General features: G+C 65.8%; 17 protein-coding genes. 7 read left to right on the top strand and 10 right to left on the bottom strand.

The window, feature by feature from the left end:
- Positions 1 to 10 precede the first annotated feature (10 nt).
- The gene (locus AC3D24_RS01585) at positions 11 to 712 is read left to right on the top strand and encodes a hypothetical protein (RefSeq protein WP_489027587.1); all 702 of its coding nucleotides are present in this window, start codon (positions 11 to 13) and stop codon (positions 710 to 712) included.
- Positions 713 to 745: 33 nt separating this feature from the next.
- Here the strand turns inward: AC3D24_RS01585 and AC3D24_RS01590 are convergent, their stop codons facing one another.
- Positions 746 to 1,654 (bottom strand): hypothetical protein, encoded by a 909-nt coding sequence (locus AC3D24_RS01590; protein WP_489027589.1) that lies wholly within the window; start codon positions 1,652 to 1,654, stop codon positions 746 to 748.
- Between the two features lie 314 nt (positions 1,655 to 1,968).
- Between AC3D24_RS01590 and AC3D24_RS01595 the strand changes: the two genes are divergently transcribed.
- Genes AC3D24_RS01595 through AC3D24_RS01605 form a run of 3 tightly spaced genes read left to right on the top strand, consistent with a single transcriptional unit; the run spans position 1,969 to position 4,489 of the window.
- On the top strand, positions 1,969 to 2,406 hold the full coding sequence (locus AC3D24_RS01595) for a TadE/TadG family type IV pilus assembly protein (protein WP_489027591.1): 438 nt from the start codon (positions 1,969 to 1,971) through the stop codon (positions 2,404 to 2,406).
- Positions 2,407 to 2,422: 16 nt separating this feature from the next.
- Positions 2,423 to 4,102, top strand: coding sequence for a pilus assembly protein TadG-related protein (locus tag AC3D24_RS01600; RefSeq protein ID WP_489027593.1), 1,680 nt, complete (start codon positions 2,423 to 2,425; stop codon positions 4,100 to 4,102).
- A 30-nt stretch (positions 4,103 to 4,132) separates the two neighbouring features.
- The gene (locus tag AC3D24_RS01605) at positions 4,133 to 4,489 is read left to right on the top strand and encodes a PilZ domain-containing protein (RefSeq protein ID WP_489027595.1); all 357 of its coding nucleotides are present in this window, start codon (positions 4,133 to 4,135) and stop codon (positions 4,487 to 4,489) included.
- Positions 4,490 to 4,597: 108 nt separating this feature from the next.
- On the opposite strand, the gene AC3D24_RS01610 is transcribed toward AC3D24_RS01605, so the two are convergent.
- The 8 genes from AC3D24_RS01610 to aroQ all read right to left on the bottom strand — a co-directional run bounded on the left by AC3D24_RS01610 (position 4,598) and on the right by aroQ (position 12,784).
- Positions 4,598 to 6,091 carry a tryptophan halogenase family protein gene (locus AC3D24_RS01610; RefSeq protein ID WP_489027597.1) on the bottom strand — a complete coding sequence of 498 codons (1,494 nt, stop codon included), beginning with the start codon at positions 6,089 to 6,091 and terminating at the stop codon, positions 4,598 to 4,600.
- A 30-nt stretch (positions 6,092 to 6,121) separates the two neighbouring features.
- On the bottom strand, positions 6,122 to 7,459 hold the full coding sequence (locus tag AC3D24_RS01615; protein ID WP_489027599.1) for an ABC1 kinase family protein: 1,338 nt from the start codon (positions 7,457 to 7,459) through the stop codon (positions 6,122 to 6,124).
- 494 nt (positions 7,460 to 7,953) lie between these two features.
- Positions 7,954 to 9,366: a type I glutamate--ammonia ligase gene (gene glnA, locus AC3D24_RS01620; RefSeq protein ID WP_056062965.1), complete on the bottom strand. Its 1,413-nt coding sequence runs from the start codon at positions 9,364 to 9,366 to the stop codon at positions 7,954 to 7,956.
- A gap of 143 nt (positions 9,367 to 9,509) precedes the next feature.
- The gene (locus AC3D24_RS01625) at positions 9,510 to 9,848 is read right to left on the bottom strand and encodes a P-II family nitrogen regulator (RefSeq protein WP_055875939.1); all 339 of its coding nucleotides are present in this window, start codon (positions 9,846 to 9,848) and stop codon (positions 9,510 to 9,512) included.
- Positions 9,849 to 10,032: 184 nt separating this feature from the next.
- Positions 10,033 to 10,368: an arsenate reductase family protein gene (locus AC3D24_RS01630; RefSeq protein WP_489027603.1), complete on the bottom strand. Its 336-nt coding sequence runs from the start codon at positions 10,366 to 10,368 to the stop codon at positions 10,033 to 10,035.
- Positions 10,369 to 10,470: 102 nt separating this feature from the next.
- Complete coding sequence (accC, locus tag AC3D24_RS01635; RefSeq protein WP_489027605.1) at positions 10,471 to 11,823, bottom strand: acetyl-CoA carboxylase biotin carboxylase subunit; 1,353 nt, start codon at positions 11,821 to 11,823, stop codon at positions 10,471 to 10,473.
- Positions 11,823 to 12,311, bottom strand: a complete 489-nt coding sequence (gene accB, locus AC3D24_RS01640; protein WP_489027607.1) for an acetyl-CoA carboxylase biotin carboxyl carrier protein — start codon at positions 12,309 to 12,311, stop codon at positions 11,823 to 11,825. Before accB ends, accC begins: the two co-directional genes overlap by 1 nt.
- Before the next feature lie 14 nt (positions 12,312 to 12,325).
- A complete protein-coding gene (gene aroQ / locus AC3D24_RS01645) occupies positions 12,326 to 12,784 on the bottom strand; it encodes a type II 3-dehydroquinate dehydratase (protein WP_489027609.1) in 459 nt (152 codons plus the stop codon).
- Positions 12,785 to 12,967: 183 nt separating this feature from the next.
- Here aroQ and thiS point away from each other — a divergent pair, with 183 nt between their 5' ends.
- The 3 genes from thiS to AC3D24_RS01660 all read left to right on the top strand — a co-directional run bounded on the left by thiS (position 12,968) and on the right by AC3D24_RS01660 (position 15,176).
- Positions 12,968 to 13,960, top strand: a complete 993-nt coding sequence (gene thiS, locus AC3D24_RS01650) for a sulfur carrier protein ThiS (protein WP_489027610.1) — start codon at positions 12,968 to 12,970, stop codon at positions 13,958 to 13,960.
- 123 nt (positions 13,961 to 14,083) lie between these two features.
- On the top strand, positions 14,084 to 14,266 hold the full coding sequence (locus tag AC3D24_RS01655; RefSeq protein ID WP_056050734.1) for a CsbD family protein: 183 nt from the start codon (positions 14,084 to 14,086) through the stop codon (positions 14,264 to 14,266).
- A 253-nt stretch (positions 14,267 to 14,519) separates the two neighbouring features.
- Complete coding sequence (locus AC3D24_RS01660; RefSeq protein WP_489027613.1) at positions 14,520 to 15,176, top strand: HAD-IA family hydrolase; 657 nt, start codon at positions 14,520 to 14,522, stop codon at positions 15,174 to 15,176.
- 198 nt (positions 15,177 to 15,374) lie between these two features.
- Here the strand turns inward: AC3D24_RS01660 and AC3D24_RS01665 are convergent, their stop codons facing one another.
- Entirely contained in the window at positions 15,375 to 17,045 is a 1,671-nt protein-coding gene (locus tag AC3D24_RS01665) for a formate--tetrahydrofolate ligase (protein WP_489027615.1), read from the bottom strand.
- Positions 17,046 to 17,086: the final 41 nt, after the last annotated feature.

Raw genomic sequence — 17,086 nt, forward strand, 5'->3', positions numbered from 1 at the left:
AAGGACTTACATGCGCGCCAGTACACGATACGACGCCGCGTTCGACGGACCGGGCAGGATCGCAGCGACCCTCGGCATGATCGAACTGGTCGTCGGTGGCGTCCTGCTGGCAAGACTGTCTCGCTTGAGCATGACGCTGTCGGTGATCGTCCTCATCGTCCTTCTCGTATCGATCGTGGTGCTGTGCGTGGTCACGGTGCCGCGCCGCATCCAGGTACCGATGATCGCGGGCCTGATGATCCTGTTCGTCATAACCGGCGCGCAACTGGACCTGTTCGACGAGGTGAACGGCGCGATTGCCGAGCATCAGGCGGGGCCAGAAGGCGCCCGCCTGATCGCGCCGACGCGGGCGCTCGATCCTACCGCAGCCGCGATCGACAAGGCGTCGGGCGGAGGAACCTCACCGGGAGGAGGGCAGGGCGGCGGCGGGTCGGGCGATGGCGGCTGGGCCTCCGATCTCGCCGTCGCGACGGCATCGGTCGGACCGGACGGCGGCGTGCGTGCGATCGTCAGCAGCATGGTCGTCGATCGCGCCGTCGAGCCGAACCGGGTGAGTTTCGACTGGACGATCGTCGCGGGCGCCAGCCGCAAATATTGTGGTTCGATCACGATGGCCGCGGCGGATCGCCAGGTCGCGCTCGACCATGTCGCTGCGACCGTGCGGACCGCGATCGACAGGTCCCGTGCGACCGGTACTGCCATCTGCTACTGACGCTCAAGCCGCCGCGGTTCCGACTGTCGCCCGTCAGGCTGCCGCCGTGCACCCCGCCGCCGTGCACAACACCATCGCGCCGCCGATCGCGAACCCGTCGGCGATCGGTGCGAGTGCGATCGTCACGCAGCGTTCCTCGCCCCCGTTCGTCAGGATCGCACTTTCGAAAGCGGTCGCGTCCGCCGCGCCGCTCAGCACCGCCTCGATCGCGTCACGCGCCTCGGCGCGGGCGGAGAGCGCAAGCAGATCGACGAAGCGCGCCTGAAGGATGCGCTCGCGGGTAAGGCCGAGCAGCGCCACCGCCTTGTCGTCCACCATCGCGACGGTGCCGCGAACGCTCAACCGCAATACGAACACGCCGCCATGTTCGTTACGGGCTTTTTCCAGCGCGCGTTGTTCGCCGAGCCACAGATCGGCCTGCGTCTCGTAATAGGGCGTCAGGCTCAGCGCGACGCCCGTCACCCACGGATAGACGTGGCCGCGCAGACGCCGGTTGTGATCGCCCGGCAATGGCAGGTCGAACCGCGAATCCTCACCCGACTGAAGCACGCGCCGTATCTCCGCGACCGCGACACCAATGCCCAGCCGGTCGAGTAGCGGCGCGATCGGTGAACCGCGTGCCGTGTCGACCGGACACCCGATCAATACCGCCGCCGCTGTCGACATCTCGCGCACCGCCAGCGCCTCGTCGAGGATCACGAAGCCACCCGCCATCCGTTCGACCAGCGCCTTGTACTCCGCGTCGCGTTCGGTCGCAGGCGCCACCGGTGGCGCGGTCCGATCGTCGCTGGTCTGCCATTGATCGAACGACACCAGGACATAGCGCGGGCGACCGCGGTTCGTGACCACCACGGGTGCATGCGATGCACGATCCTGCCATAAACCGAAATTCCGAACGATGTCGGCCGAACTGACCATCTCGGTTTTGTGCAAGTTCGCCACCCGTCCATTCTATCGCGATCGACGCCTGCAGGATCAGGCGGCGCCCGATCCGACCGTACCCACCAGAACCCCCGATCGCGACCGAGGCCACAATTGATTTATCCGTAAAGGTGTACGGCGTGTAAAATCGACCGTTACGACGGTGATAACCACTTACCGTGCGGTGCTCTATAGTAAAATACAGATCAAAACGGTTTGATCTAAACTCGTAACGGTTGTGTGTAGTATGCGTCGAAGCGGTGTCCGCGTATCTAACCTGTGTTTTACCAAGTCTGTTCCAAATGAGGAGCATGATTACCAACCGAGCATCGACAATGCGCTGGCGGCGGGACAGAATCCTCCGCTCGTTGCTGCGATGCGCGGGCGATCGCCGCGGTGTGGCGCTGATCGAGATGGCGATCACCCTGCCCATGCTGCTGACGCTGTTGTTCGGGATCATGGCCTATGGTGAATGGTTTTTCGTCTCGCATACGGTTCAGCAGACTGCGAACGACGCTGCGCGCTCGGCGATATCGGGGCTGACCAAGGACGAGCGCTACGCGATCGTGGCGAAGTCGGTGAGTGCCGGGTTCGCGCGTGGCAGCACGCTCGATGGATCGAAGGTCACGATCATGGTCGAGGACGACGGCGCGACGATCGTCGTCCGCCTGTCGTACAATGCTGCCGCGGATCCGTTGCTCTCGATCGGGCTGGTGCCGATGCCGAGCAAGACGATCAGCCGCAGCGCCGCGGTCCTGCTGGGCGGAGTCTGAGCGCGTGGGCGGCGGCATGATCGGGTGGGCGGCCGGACGAACGGTCGGATCAACGGGGCGGCTCGCGGCGGATCGCCGCGGCTATGTCACGGTGCTGACGGCGGGTGCGATGGCGATGCTGATCGGGGCGGCCGCGCTGGGGGTCGACATGGGATCGATGTACGTCGCCAAGCGGCAGTTGCAGGGGGTCGCCGATGCCGCGGCGCTGGGCGCGACCAGCAACGTCGCCGATCCCATGCAGGGCGCGCGCGCCGCGGTTGCACTCGGCGGAACTGCCAACACGACGATCGCCAGCCTCGTGCGCGGAAAGTACACGCGCGATCCGAGCATGGCGGCAAGCGCGCGGTTCGTCGCCGATCCGTCGCCCGACGCGGTCGGTGCGAATGCCGCGAAGGTGACGTTGAACCAGGACGTGCCGCTGTTCTTCGGACGGCTGATCGTCGGTCGGCCGACGACGCGCGTGACCGCGACGGCAATGGCGGCGCGCACCGACATGGCGGCGTTCTCGCTCGGTACGCGGCTGGCCGGAGTTTCGGGCGGGCTGCCGGGTGCGCTGCTGTCGGGGCTTGCCGGGACCAGCCTGAACCTGTCGCTGATGGACTATAACGCGCTGCTGTCGACGGATGTCGATGCGCTCGCCTTCGCGGGCGCGTTGCGGACCCAGCTTAATCTCGATGCCGCGACGTTCGGGGAGACGCTGGCGACGACGGTAACGCTGCCCAAGGCGGTCGAGGCGCTGGCGGCGGCGGCCACCAATCCGACTGCGGCGGCGGCGCTGCGGTCGATCGCCGTGAAGCTGCCGCCGACGACCGTCCAATTGTCGAAACTGATCGATCTCGGGCCGTTATCGGGGCAGCGCGAGGTGGATCCCGCCAATGTCTTCTCGTTCGACAGTTATTCGGGCCTTCGCGAAATCCTCCAGCTTGCCAACGGACAGCGCACCGTGGCGCTCGGGGCGGGACTGGCCGTTCCGGGGCTGCTCTCGACGCAGGTGATGATGGCCAGCGGGCAACGCACCACGAGTTCGCCATGGCTCGGGATCGCGAAGGACAATGCGGTCATCGTGCGGACCGCGCAGACCAGGCTGTATATCGACACGCAGATCGCCGGTCCGGCAACGCTGGGATTGGTATCGCTGCGCCTGCCGATTTTCGTCGAGCTGGCATCGGCGCAGGCATCGCTCGGACGAATCTCGTGCGCGCAGGGCGTATCCTCCGCGACTGTCGGTCTCGACGTCACGCCCAGCGTCGGCAACGTCATGGTCGCCGATATCACGACCAGCCGATTGAACGACTTCACCCAGCCGATCGTCGGACAGCGCGCGACGATCGCGCACGTCCTGCTGGTCGACGTCAGCGGCTATGTCGACGTGAAGCTCGGCGGCGTGACGGCACAGCGGGTGACGTTCAGCCCGGACGACATCGCCCAGAACCGCATCAAATCGGTGTCTACCGGCGATCTGACCCAAGGGCTTGCTGCATCGCTGGTCCGCGGTCTCGATCTCAGGGTGAATCTTCTCGGGCTCGGCCTGAACCTGTCGGCGATCTCCGCGGCAGTCGGCAGCGCTCTGGCGGTCGCGGCTCCCGCACTCGATTCGCTGATCACCGAGCTTACCAGCCTGCTGGGCGTGCGCGTCGGCCAGGCCGACGTCCAGATCAACGGCGTGCGGTGCGGCAAGTCCGTGCTGGTCGCCTGACTTCCCCCCCTTCGACGACGGATCCCGACAGTGCGCCAGTTGCCCAAGCCGACCACCGATCGCCGCACGCTGAACCGCTACCAAGTGGCGATGCCCGTAACCCTCCGCGAAGGTCGCGCGTGCGATTTCGCCGTGACGATCCTCGACATATCCTGCCAGGGCTGCCGACTCGATCTCGGTTATTACGCCGTGCCGGGGCAGGTCGTTACGCTGCGTTTTGCCGGGTTGCAGCCGATGCGTGCGACGATCATGTGGTCGGCCGATCGCCAGGCCGGGCTGAAGTTCGCCAGCGCGTTTCATTATTCGGTGCTGCGTCACCTCATGGCGATGATCGGCCAGCCGGTCGCGACGATCGCCGAACCCGTCGACGATCCGCAGTTCGTATGACCGCCGTGCCGACAACCGGCGCGATCGATGCCGAACGGGCATTGGCCGGCTACGAAGCGGCTCTCGAGACGCCGTTGCGGGCGCTGGACTTGGCAACCGCGCATCTGATCATGCGGGCTTTGCCGCACAATGCCGCGCCACCGTCTCCGCATGGCGAGGCAGTGCTTCGACGATAGCGGCGCTTCGCGCCTGAATGCCCGCCAGGAATTGCGTGAGATGCGCAACTGGCATGGCTTCGGCGAGCGGAGACCACGTCTCGGGCTCGACTCCCTGTCCGATCATTACCTGCAACCACGCCGGTTCGGTGAACAGGTCGCCGGGATCGGGCGCCAGGATCGCACCGCTGCGGAACTGCGCGATCTTGTCGGCCAGCGTATCGGGGAGCGCAGCCTCGCGGCACTGGCGCCAGAACGGCTCGTCGCGCTGGTTGGCATGATAGTGCAGGATCAGGAAGTCGCGGATCAGGTCATATTCGGCATGGGTCTGCCGATTATAGATGGCGCGCGCGTGCCCGGTGTCACCCGCCGCAGGGAACAGCCCGAGCAATCGCGCGACTGCCGACTGGACCATATGGATGCTGGTCGATTCGAGCGGCTCCATGAACCCGGACGCGAGCCCCAGAGCAATCACGTTGTGATCCCAGAACCGCGCGCGTTTGCCGGTGGCGAAACGCAGCGGGCGCGGTTCCCCGATGACGTCGCCGTCGAGATTGGCCAGCAGGCGCACCGCCGCCTCGTCGTCGGACAGATGCGCCGCCGCGTATACCAGGCCGTTGCCGGTCCGGTGCTGGAGCGGAATGCGCCATTGCCAGCCGACCGGTCGCGCCGTCGCGCGGGTGTAGGGCAACAGCGGCGCGGTCGATCGACAAGCGACCGCCATCGCCCGGTCGCAGGGAAGCCAGCGCCCCCAGTCCTCGAAGGGAACCGCCAACGTCTCGCCGAGCAGCAGCGAACGGAAGCCCGAGCAGTCGAGGAAGAAATCGGCTTCGACGCTCCTGCCGTCGTCGAGCGTGACGCTGGTGACGTCGCCGCTTTGCGCATCACGCGACGCGGCGACGATGCGGCCTTCGATCCGGTCGACGCCGCCGGCTTCCGCGGTCCGGCGCAGGAAGCCGGCCAGCAGCGTCGCGTCGAAATGATAGGCGTAGGCGAGCTCGGGATGGCGATCGAACTTGGCTTGGGCGGACGCCATCGCGGTCGGCATATAGTCGCCGAGCGGCCCGGCGATCCCCGCCGCGCGGCCGCGAAGCCAGTGATGGTGGAACGGAACGACGCCCAAGCCGCGCCCGACCGCGCCGAACGCGTGCAGATAGCGGCTGCCGGGTTTGGTCCAGTCGACGAACTCGATCCCGAGCTTGAACGTGCCTTGCGTGGCGGCGAGCATCGCGTTCTCATCGATGCCGAGCGCGGTGGTGAGCAGGCGGATCTGCGGGATCGTCGCCTCGCCGACGCCGACCGTGCCGATCGCATCCGACTCGACCAGCCGAATCTTCGTCGCGCGCGGCACGAACCGTGCGAGCATCGCCGCCGCGATCCAGCCCGCGGTGCCGCCGCCGACGATGACGATGGTTTTGAGCGGGATGGGGGCGGTCGGACTGGTCATGCCGCCTTATACGGAAGGTTGGGCGGCGGCCTAGAGCGTTGCTTCGCCGAAGGAATGCTGGATCAATGCGCGCACATCGACGCGCGCTTTCAGGCGGGCGGCGAGCAGGGCGGTACCGCTGATCTTGCGCTGGACGAACAGCGTGTCGATCGGCGGCAAATGCCACGTGTCGCGGTCGCGCGCGATCTCGGTACCTTGTTCGCGAAGCACGCCGACGAACGCGCGGTCGCCGAAGTCGAATGGGCCGGGCTTGGCGAGCTCGGCGAGGATCACGTCGATCATCCGGTCGACCAATGCGCGGTGCTGGAGCACGGCTGCTTCGCCGAGGAAACCCGCCGCAATCGCGGCTTCGCGCACCGCGTCACGGTCGCCGGCGAGGGCTGCGGTAAGCAGGCGACGATAGCCTTCTCCGGTTTCGGCGGGGAGGGGGCGGGCAGCGCCGAAATCGAGCAGGACGAGCTTTTCCGTCTCGGGCTGCCAGCGGTAGTTGGCGAAGTTCGGATCGGTCTGCATCAGACGCCAGTCGAACAACTCGCGCAGCACAAGCGAGATCAGGTCGTGCATCACGCGGTCGCGGACGTCTTGCGGCGCGGTCTCCAGCGTCTCGACGGGCACGCCGGTGACGAAGCTCATCGCAAGGACGCGCGGCGTGGTCAGCTCGGAATAGAGTGTGGGGACGACGAACTGCGGCTGGTCGGCCAGCAGGTCGCCGTAGCGCGCCAGCATCTGCGCCTCGCGAAGGTAGTCGGCTTCCTCGTGGAGTTGCTTCTTCGCCTCGTCGAGCAGCGGCGCAATGTCGAGCGACTTGGGGAGCATGCCCGACACGCGCAGCAGCGTCGCGACGTTGTCGACGTCCGCGTCGATGCTCTCCTTCACGCCGGGATACTGGACCTTGATCGCCAGTTCGGTGCCGTCGGGCAGCCGCGCGCGGTGGACCTGGCCGATCGAGGCGGCGGCGACCGGGTGCGCCTGGAAATGCGCGAAGCGGCGGCGCCAGTCCTTGCCCCATTCGGCGGCGAGCACGCGGTCGAGCTGCTGCGGCGGCATGTGGTGCGCGTTGTTGCGCAGCCGCGCGAGGATGGTCGCGAGCTCGGGCGAGAGCATGTCCCCCGCGTCCATCGAGATCATTTGCCCTAGCTTCATCGCGGCGCCGCGGAGGTGAGAGAGCTGGTCGGCGACGCGCGTGGCGTTGGCGGGGGTGAGGAGCAGGTCGCCGATCCTGGGACGTTCTCCGTTGGCGAGGCGGCGGGCGCCTTCTGCGACGACTCCGCCTGCCACGCCGCCCGCGAGTTTGCCGAAGACGCCAAGGCGGGCGAGGCGGCCGCTAGGGATCGCGCGTCCGGCGCTGTTGCCGCTGTCTTCGGTCACGGGTGTTCCTTGGGTTTTGGGGGCGGTGCGTTGCGATTGGGATATGGGTGGCTCTAGCGGTCGATCAATCGGACCCAACGCGCGAAGTTAACCGAGGCTACCCCCCCCGTGTCCTCCCGCGAAGGCGGGAGCCCAGACTGGGTCCCCGCCTTCGCGGGGAAACATGGTTGGCGTGGATGCACTCCGGCCCACACCCTACCGTCATTCCAGCGAAAGCTGGGATATCAGCGTGAGTCAGACGTCTCGCCCCACAAGGGAGACCCCAGCTTACGCTGGGGTGACGGGATAGCTGAGGTCACCGGATCGTGGTTCAGCTGCCACACGGCTCAAGGAGTTTGGCGTAACAACAGAAAAAGGGCGCCCGGATTGCTCCGCGCGCCCTCTTCCTATTCAGCGACGTGGCAAAGCCACGCCGTCGGTCGTCGCGGTTCGCGACGCCGGCCGGGCTTCGGCATCTCGCGGTCAGCTTGCGCTGGCCGCGTGCGCCGAGCGCCTCAGCCGCTGTAATACATATCATATTCAACCGGGCTAGGCGTCATCTCCCAACGCGCAACCTCGGCGTACTTGATCTCGACATAGCTCTCGATCTGATCCTTCGAGAACACGTCGCCCTTCAGCAGGAAGTCGTGATCCGCGAGCAGGCATTCGAGCGCCTCGCGGAGCGAACCCGCGACGGTCGGGACCTGGGCGAGCTCTGCCGGCGGCAGGTCGTACAGGTTCTTGTCCATCGCCTCGCCCGGATGGATCTTGTTCAGGATGCCATCCATGCCGGCCATCATCAGCGCCGCGTAAGCGAGATACGGGTTGGCCAGCGCGTCGGGGAACCGCACTTCGACGCGCTTCGCCTTGGGGCCGGTGCCGTAAGGAATGCGGCACGAGGCCGAGCGGTTGCGTGCCGAATACGCCAGCAGCACCGGTGCCTCGTAGCCGGGGACAAGGCGCTTGTAGCTGTTGGTCGACGGGTTGGTGAACGCGTTGACCGCCTTGGCATGCTTGATGATGCCGCCGATGAAATACAGGCACATGTCGCTGAGACCCGCATAGCCGTTGCCGGCGAACAGCGGCGTCTTGCCTTCCCAGATCGAGAAATGCGTGTGCATCCCCGAACCGTTGTCCTCCTTGATCGGCTTCGGCATGAACGTCGCGGTCTTGCCGTACGCATGCGCGACCTGGTGGACGACGTACTTGTAGATCTGCATGCGATCCGCGGTCTGCGTCAGCGTGCCGAAGGTCAGGCCCAGCTCATGCTGCGCGGCCGCGACTTCGTGGTGATGCTTGTCGCAGGGCAAGCCCATCTCGATCATCGTCGAGACCATCTCGCCGCGGATGTCGACGGCCGAGTCGACCGGCGCGACCGGGAAGTAACCGCCCTTGGCGCGTGGACGGTGGCCGAGGTTGCCGCCCTCATATTCGCGACCTGAATTGCCCGGCAGCTCGATGTCGTCGATCTTGTAGTAGCTGGTCGAATAGCTGTTCTCGAAGCGGACGTCGTCGAACATGAAGAATTCGGCTTCGGGGCCGACATACACGGTGTCGCCGACGCCGGTGGTCAGCAGATACGCCTCGGCGCGCTTGGCGGTCGAGCGCGGATCGCGGGCGTACAGCTCGCCGGTCGACGGATCGCTGATGTCGCAGATCAGGATCATCATCGGCGTCGCCGAGAACGGATCGACATAGACCGCGTCGAGATCGGGCTTGAGCGTCATGTCGCTCTCGTTGATCGCCTTCCAGCCCTCGATCGACGAGCCGTCGAACATCAGGCCGTCGGTCAGCTCGTCTTCGCCGATCAGGCTGGCGACCATCGTCAGATGCTGCCACTTGCCCTTGGGATCGGTGAACCGCAGATCGACCCACTCGATCTCCTGGTCCTTGATCATATTGAGAACGTCGGAGGCCGAATTCGCCATGATGCTTGCCCTTCGTTTTGAGATTTCCGCCGCGCCATGCGAGGAATCTAATTGCGGTATGGATTGAGATTTCCACACAATGTTGCGCCGCGTCAAATGACGATCTCATCACTCTTCGTCAACGCAATATGCGGGACTAAGACCTAGATTGCGTCATCGTCGCGCTCGCCGGTGCGGATGCGAAGCGCACTCTCAACCGGAATGACGAAGATCTTGCCGTCGCCGATCCGGCCGGTCTGTGCGGCCGCGGCGATCGCCTCGACGACGCGTTGCGCGAGCCCGTCTTCGACGACGACCTCGAGCTTCACCTTGGGCAGGAAGTCGACGACATATTCCGCGCCGCGGTACAGTTCGGTGTGGCCTTTCTGTCGGCCGAAACCCTTGGCCTCGGTCACGGTGATGCCGCTCACGCCGATCTCGTGCAGCGCTTCCTTCACCTCATCCAGCTTGAACGGCTTGATGATGGCTTCGATCTTTTTCACAGGTACGCCCCCGATTGTCGTTGAAACCCTCGCCCTTGCGAGCGAGCCGTCCGCCCTGAAGGGCGCCTTGCACCAAGCGTGCCAGCCGCGGCGCCCTCGGGCAACCGCGGAATATCATTGATTTCACTGCCCGAAATTGCGGCACCTTGGCGGTGCGTGCGCAATCCAAGGGCAGGGGAGGCGATCACAGGATTTCGTGCAGCCGCGCGATTGGGCGGCCGAGCCGGACGCCCTTGTCAGTCTCGACCAGCGGGCGCTCGATCAGCAGCGGATCGGTCATCATCGCGTCGAGGATTGCTTCGGCATCGCCATGCTTGACCGCCTTGGCGCCGTCCTCGGCCATGCGGAGCCCCTGGCGCGGCGTCATGCTCGCGCGGTCATAGAGGCGGACGAGTTCCGCGCGGGAGGGCGGGGTCTTCAGGTATTCGACGATCGTGACGTCCGCTCCGGCCTCTTGCAGCAGGGCGAGCGCCTCGCGGGACTTGGAGCAGCGCGGGTTGTGGTAGATCGTCGCCTTCACGAATGCTCCGTCATCTCGAACTAGCCCCGGCCTGAACGGAGGTCTTACCCACTTCTTGTTCTCCCGCGAAGGCGGGAGAACAAGCTTAGTACCGTGGGGAAGTCACGCCCCCTGCTTGGCCAACCACTCTTCCAGCCACTTGATCGTGTACGCACCTTCCTGGAACTCGGGATCGTCGAGCAGCGCACGGTGCAGCGGGATCGTCGTCGTGACGCCCTCGATCACCATCTCCTCGAGCGCACGCCGCAATCGGCGCAACGCACCCTGACGAGTCGTCCCATAGACGATCAGCTTGGCGATCATCGAGTCGTAGTAAGGTGGTACGCGATACCCCGCATACAGCCCGCTATCGACACGCACGTGCATCCCGCCCGGCGCGTGATACACCTTCACCAGCCCCGGCGACGGCGCGAACGTGCGCGGGTCCTCGGCGTTGATGCGGCATTCGATCGCGTGGCCGCGGAACTGGACGTCTTCCTGACGGAGCGTCAGCGGATGCCCCTCGGCCACGCGGATCTGCTCGCGCACGAGGTCCAGCCCGGTGATCATCTCGGTCACCGGATGCTCGACCTGAAGCCGGGTGTTCATCTCGATGAAGTAGAATTCGCCCGCTTCCCACAGGAACTCGATCGTCCCGGCGCCGCGATAGCCCATGTCGGCCATCGCCTTGGCGACGATCCCGCCCATCCGCTCGCGCTCTTCGGCGGTGATGATCGGCGAGGGGGCTTCCTCGAGCACCTTCTGGTGGCGACGCTGCAACGAGCAGTCGCGCTCACCGAGATGAATCGCATTGCCTTCACCGTCGCCGAAGATCTGGAATTCGATATGCCGCGGATTGCCGAGGTATTTTTCCATGTAGACGGTAGCGTCGCCGAACGCGGCCTTCGCCTCGCTGCCGGCCTGCTGCATCTGCGTTTCGAGTTCGTCGGCGTCGTTGACGACCTTCATCCCGCGACCGCCGCCGCCCGAGGCCGCCTTGATGATCACCGGATAGCCGATGTCCTCGGCGATCCGCTTGGCCTCGGCGATATCGCTGATCGCGCCGTCCGAACCGGGGACGAGCGGAAGCCCGAGAGCGCCCGCGGTGCGCTTGGCCTGGACCTTGTCGCCCATCGTCCGGATGTGCTCGGGCTTGGGGCCAACGAACAAGATGTTGTGCAGCTCGACGATCTCGGCGAACTGCGCGTTCTCGCTGAGGAAGCCGTAGCCCGGATGGATCGCGTCCGCGCCCGAGATTTCGGCGGCCGAGATGATGTTCGGGATGTTCAGATAGCTGTCGGCGGCGGACGGCGGTCCGATGCAGATCGCCTCGTCTGCGAGCCGGACGTGCATCGCGTCGGCGTCGGCAGTCGAATGCACCGCCACCGTCTTGATGCCCATCTCGTGGCAGGCACGGTGAATCCGCAGCGCGATCTCGCCGCGATTCGCAATGAGCAGCTTCTTGATTTGCGGCATTATTCCACCACGACCAGCGGCTGGTCGAACTCGACCGGCTGGCCGTTCTCGACCAGGATCGCGGTCACGGTGCCGGCCGAAGGCGCGACGATCGTGTTCATCACCTTCATAGCCTCGATGATCAGCAGCGTGTCGCCCGCATTGACCTTCTGGCCGACGGTCGAGAATGGCTTCGCCTCGGGGTTGGCGGCGAGATAGACGGTGCCGACCATCGGCGACTTGACTGCGCCTGCGCTGATCGCGGGGGCGGACGCGCCGACCTCGGCCTGCGGGATCGACAATGGTGCCGAGACGGGGGCCGGAGCGGGCGCCGGCGCGTAATGCGCGACGGGGGCAGCCTGGGCGGCCTTGCGCGCGACGCGGATGCGGCGCGAGCCGTCCTCGACTTCGATCTCGGTCAGCTGCGTGGTGTCGAGCAGTTCGGCGAGCTGGCGCACCAGGGTCACATCGACCTGCATCGCACCGGTGTTTTCGGTTGTATCGTTCATGGCGGGGCCTCCTGTCAGAACCGTGCGACGGCTTCAAGCGCGAGCAGATACGAAAGCGCGCCGAAACCCGCGATCGTACCCTTCGCCGCTTGCCCGACCAGGCTCACATGCCTGAACGATTCACGCGTATGGGGATTGGAAAGATGCACTTCGATCACCGGCGTCTTCACGCCCTTGATCGCGTCGTGCACCGCGACCGAGGTATGCGTGAACGCACCCGCGTTGAGGATCACGGCCTTGGCACCACGCGCCTGCGCTTCCTGGATCCAGTCGACGAGGTGTCCCTCGTGATTCGACTGGCGCATGTCGATCTCCAGGTCGAGCTCGCGCGCGCGGTCCTCCAGCATCCCGGCGATATCGTCGAGCGTCTCGTCGCCATAGATCTCCGGCTCGCGCGTTCCCAGCAGGTTGAGGTTGGGGCCGTTCAGGACGAACACTGTCGCAGTGACGGTATCTCGGACGGTATCGGGCAAGAGGATCTCCGGTTCGGGTCTCGGCGGTTGCGGGCGTCGATGCCGCGCGACTATATGTGTCGTCCCACCCTTACCCGTTCGTGTCGAGCGAAGTCGAGACATGAGACCAGCGGCGGACGGGTGGTTTCTCGAACAGCCTGCCGGAGCCATGTCGAGGGCTCGAAACGAACGGAAAGTTTTTGCATGCCCCACACTGACGGCACAGTCTCCATCACCGTGAACGGCGAACACAAGCGCGTCTCCGCCGGGCTCTCGCTGGCAGGACTCGCGACCGAACTCGGCCTCGTACCGGAGAAGATCGCGGTTGAGCGCAACATGGAGGTCGTGCCGCGCTCGACCTTGGCCGACGTGATGGTCGAGGACGGCGACGACCTCGAGATCGTGCATTTCGTCGGTGGCGGGGACCACGAGGACAGCTGGACGGTCGCGGGCCAGACCTTCAAGTCGAGGCTGATCGTCGGCACCGGCAAGTACAAGGACTTCGCGCAGAATGCGGCGGCAGTCGAGGCTTCCGGCGCGGAGATCGTCACCGTCGCCGTCCGCCGCGTCAACGTGTCCGATCGCAACGCGCCGATGCTGACCGACTTCATCGACCCCAAGAAGATCACCTACCTCCCCAACACCGCCGGCTGCTTCGACGCCGAATCGGCGATTCGCACGCTGCGACTGGCGCGCGAGGCGGGCGGCTGGGAGCTGGTGAAGCTCGAAGTGCTCGGCGAGGCGAAGACGCTGTATCCCGACATGGTCGAGACGCTCCGCGCGACCGAGATCCTCGCGAACGAGGGCTTCAAGCCGATGGTCTATTGCGTCGACGATCCGATCGCCACCAAGCGCCTCGAGAACGCCGGCGCGGTCGCGATCATGCCGCTGGGCGCGCCGATCGGCTCGGGGCTCGGCATCCAGAACCGCGTGACGATCCGGCTGATCGTCGAGGGGGCAGGGGTGCCCGTGCTGGTCGACGCCGGCGTCGGCACCGCGTCGGATGCGGCGGTGGCGATGGAACTCGGCTGCGACGGCGTGCTGATGAACACGGCCATCGCCGAGGCGAAGGACCCGCTGATGATGGCGGCGGCAATGAAGGCCGCGGTCGAATCGGGGCGGCTCGCCTATCGCGCCGGGCGGATGGGCCAGCGCCGCTATGCCGATCCGTCGAGTCCGCTTGCCGGCCTGATCTGAAACGCCTGAGCGCAAACGGGGTCATGACGCAAACGTCACGGAACCCACGGTAAAGACGGCCGTTATACCTTCGCAAGTTCAAGCGGCCCGGTTGGCGGGCCCGCACAACAAGTGGAGGCTCTGATGGGCGAGTTCACCGACAAGGTCGCAGCAGCAGGCAACAAGGTTGCAGGCAACGTCAAGGAAGCCGTCGGCAAGGCGACCGACAACGAGAAGCTGGTCGCCGAAGGCGAAGCGCAGCAGGCCAAGGGCACTGCGCAGAACGTCAAGGGCAGCGTCAAGGGCGCACTCGGCGACGACATCTAAGCTTTGGCTTGATGTAGGAATACAGGCCGCTCCGGGAAACCGGGGCGGCCTTTTCTTTGTGCAGTCGATCCCCGGTACCACGACCACTGCCACCCCGGCGAGGGCCGGGGCCCAATTGGGCAACGATCGTGATCAGCTGTATCGCGTCGTTACCTCCGACATCCCAATTGGGCCCCGGCCTTCGCCGGGGTGGTGCGGAGCACAGAATCAAACCGCCTTGCCCAACCCACCAAACCCCATCACGAGCACTCGAATGACCCTCCCCACCCGCAGCTACGCCGCGTTCCTATTCGACATGGACGGCACGATCCTCACCTCGATCGCGTCGGCCGAGCGCACCTGGACCAAATGGGCGATCGCACACGGCCTCGACGCCGCGACGTTCGTGCCGACCATCCACGGCGTGCAATCCGTGGAGACGGTTCGACGCCTGAACCTCCCCGGCATCGACCCGGTCGCCGAAGCCGCCGCGATCACCGCCGCCGAGATGGAAGACGTCGATGACATCGAACCGATCGCCGGCGCCGCGGCGTTCCTGGCCAGCCTGTCGCCCGAACGTTGGACGATCGTCACCTCCGCCCCCCGCGCACTCGCCGAAGTCCGGCTCAAGGCCGCCGGCCTGCCAATCCCCGCAACGATGATCGCCGCCGACGACATCCCCAACGGCAAACCCGCGCCCGACTGTTTCCTGGTCGCAGCCGAACGCCTCGGTGTGGCGGCTGGTGATTGCCTGGTGTTCGAGGACGCCGCCGCCGGGATCGCGGCGGGCGAGGCGGCCGGCGCTGACGTGCTGGTGATCACGGCCACGCATTCACACGGAGTGAAGACGTCGCATCCTACGATCGTAGATTATCGCGGGGTATCGGTTGTTGTCGACGAGAGCCGATCGTTGCAGCTGCGCGAGGCCTGAGCCATCGGTTGTGGCGCACCATTAGGGTCCGCTCGGGTCCAGGCATATCCTCATGGACCGACGAAAGCGTGTTTCCCCGCGAAGGCGGGGACCCAGTCTGGGCTCCCGCCTTCGCGGGAGAACACGGAAGTGCGAACTGCGTTAGGTATCAGCTCCCCTATATCCGGCTTGATGGGGGCTGCTGCGCTAGAGCCGCAATCAGAACAGCCCCTCGATCAGCCCCTCGCCATTCAGATGGATCGCCTCCGCCGCCGGCACGCGGGGCAAGCCCGGCATCGTCATGATCTCGCCGCAGATCGCCACCACGAACCCCGCGCCGGCGGCGAGGCGGACTTCGCGGACCGGCACGATGTGCCCGGTCGGCGCGCCCAACAAGGCCGGGTCCGTCGAGAAGCTGTACTGCGTCTTGGCAAGGCACACGGGCAGGTGGCCATACCCCGCATCCTCCCAGCGCTTGAGTTGCGCCAGCACGCTAGGCTCCGCCACCGCATGCTCCGCGCGATAAATCCGCCTCGCGACGGTATCGATCTTGTCGAACAGCGACAGCTCGTCGCCATAGATCGGCGCGAACCCGCCGCCATGAGTCTCGCAGATATCGGCGACCGCATCGGCCAACTCGACCGCGCCCGCGCCGCCCTCGGCCCAATGCCGGCACAGGATCGCACGTGAACCGTGCTGCGCCGCGGCCTCGACGATCGCGGCGATCTCCGCATCACTGTCGGTGTAAAAATGGTTGATCGCGACGATCGCGGGAACGCCGAACTGGCGGATGTTCTCGATATGGCGGACGAGATTGACCGCACCCTTGCGCACCGCCTCGACATTCTCCTGCGCGAGATCGGCCTTCGCAACGCCGCCGTTCATCTTGAGCGCGCGTGCGGTAGCGACGATCACGACCGCATCGGGAGCGAGCCCCGCCTGGCGGCACTTGATGTCGAAGAACTTCTCCGCACCCAGGTCCGCGCCGAACCCCGCTTCGGTGACGACATAATCGCCGAGCGACAACGCCGCCCGCGTCGCGATCACCGAGTTGCAACCATGCGCGATGTTGGCGAACGGGCCACCGTGGAGGAACGCCGGCGTGCCTTCGAGCGACTGGACGAGGTTGGGCTTGATCGCCTCCGCCAGCAGCACCGCCATCGCGCCGTCGGCCTTCAGGTCGCGCGCGGTGATCGGCGTACGGTCGCGCGTGTAGGCGACGACGATATCGCCCAACCGGCGCTCCATGTCGGCCAGGTCGTTGGCAAGACACAGGATCGCCATGACCTCCGACGCGACGGTGATGTCGAACCCCGACTCCCGCGGATACCCATTGGCGACACCGCCGATCGACTGGACGATATCGCGTAGCGCCCGGTCGTTCATGTCGAGCACCCGCCGCCAGACCACGCGCCGCACGTCGATCTGGAGCGCGTTGCCCCAGTGGATATGGTTGTCGATCATCGCCGCAAGCAGATTGTGCGCCGCGGTTATCGCGTGGAAATCGCCGGTGAAGTGGAGGTTTATGTCCTCCATCGGCGCGACCTGCGCGCGGCCGCCCCCGGTCGCGCCGCCCTTGGTGCCGAAGCACGGGCCGAGCGAGGGTTCGCGGAGCGCGAGGACCGCTTTCCGTCCGGTATGACGCAGCGCATCGGCCAGCCCGATCGAGGTGGTGGTCTTTCCTTCGCCCGCGGGAGTCGGATTGATCGCGGTGACGAGAATCAGCCGTCCTTTAGCGCCGCTCTTACGCGTTTCGAGCCAGTCGAGCGCGATCTTCGCCTTGTAGCGACCATAGGGCTCGATCGCCGCGTCCGGGATGCCCAGGCTATCCGCGATGGTGGCGATGGGGCGCAGCGCGACGCTGCGGGCGATGGCGATATCGGTGTCCATCCGATTGGCCTAGCGAGGGTAACGCGCAGTTTCCAGATGCT

Source organism: Sphingomonas sp. SL1004 (genome assembly GCF_057815015.1).